The sequence below is a fragment of the Pseudoalteromonas sp. NJ631 genome, assembly GCF_000276645.1.
GTDB classification, from domain to species: Bacteria; Pseudomonadota; Gammaproteobacteria; order Enterobacterales; family Alteromonadaceae; genus Pseudoalteromonas; species Pseudoalteromonas piscicida.
The window spans coordinates 1-1,080 of record NZ_AKXJ01000044.1 but is presented as its reverse complement, the minus strand read 5'-3'; the positions used below and the strand labels follow the sequence as shown (position 1 = coordinate 1,080).

The 1,080-nt window shown below is 51.6% G+C and carries 1 protein-coding gene; it reads right to left on the bottom strand.

Annotated elements, in window-relative coordinates; genetic code table 11:
* Nucleotides 1–1,080 (bottom strand): non-ribosomal peptide synthetase (locus A587_RS24405; RefSeq protein WP_036965327.1); only part of this gene is annotated, 1,080 nt, incomplete at both ends.

Here is a 1,080-nt window from a genome sequence, read left to right as displayed (position 1 = left end):
ACCAGAGCGACGTTCGTGTCGCTAAGCATATAGGCCAGTCGTGCCTGCGGATAAGCCGGGTCAAGCGGCACATAGGCTCCACCAGCTTTGAGGACCCCCAGAATACCTACCACCATATCCACCGAGCGTTCAACACAAAGCCCGACAAGGGTATCTGGCTTCACACCTTGCGCTTTCAGATAATGGGCCAGCTGATTCGCGCGGCGGTTTAACTCACCGTAACTAAGGCTCATACCATCACAGACTAGAGCGGTTTTCTTCGAAAAACGAGCAGCCTGCTCAGCAAAGAGTTCATGGAGACAGTACTCCAATGGTACTTCTGCCTCGGTATTATTCCAGCGCCCAAGTAACTGCTCCCGCTCCTGCGCCGTCGCCAACTCATGGCTAAAGACATCCTGCTCAGGTGCCTGTACCAGAGCGGATAACAAGACCTCAAAATGCTCCGCCATACGCGCTATTGTGTCGCGCTCAAACAAATCGGTATTAAACACCCAGCTCAAGGTCTGGCCGTCTTCCTCTTCAACCAAATTCAGCGTTAAGTCAAATTTGGCATTTTTACCGCCAGCGCCCTCTAATGTCGTCAATTCTATGCCCGGCAAGGACAACTGACCATCGTCATTGTTTTGCAGCGCCAGCATCACTTGGAATAACGGGCTGTGGCTCAGGCTCCGCTCCGGCTGCAAACGCTCAACAATTTGTTCAAACGGCACCTGCTGATGGGCATAACCGTCCAGCAGCATGTTTTTACTTTGCTCTAGCAGCGCCTGGAAACTCGGCTTACCAGATAAGTCGCTCCGTAGCACCAAGGTATTAACGAAGAAACCTATCAAACCGGCCACTTCTACCTGCTCTCTGTTCGCCACCGGCGTGCCAATAACAATATCTTGTTCATTGCTGTAACGGGACAGCAACACCGAAAATGCAGCATGCAGTCCCATAAATAAAGTAGCCCCCTGCGCCTGACACAAGCCCGTCAAAGCCTTATAAGTACTTTTATTGATATGGGAGATATGGAAAGCACCTGTAAAGCTCTGCACCGCAGGTCTGGCGTGATCTAATGGCAACGCATGCACCACAGGT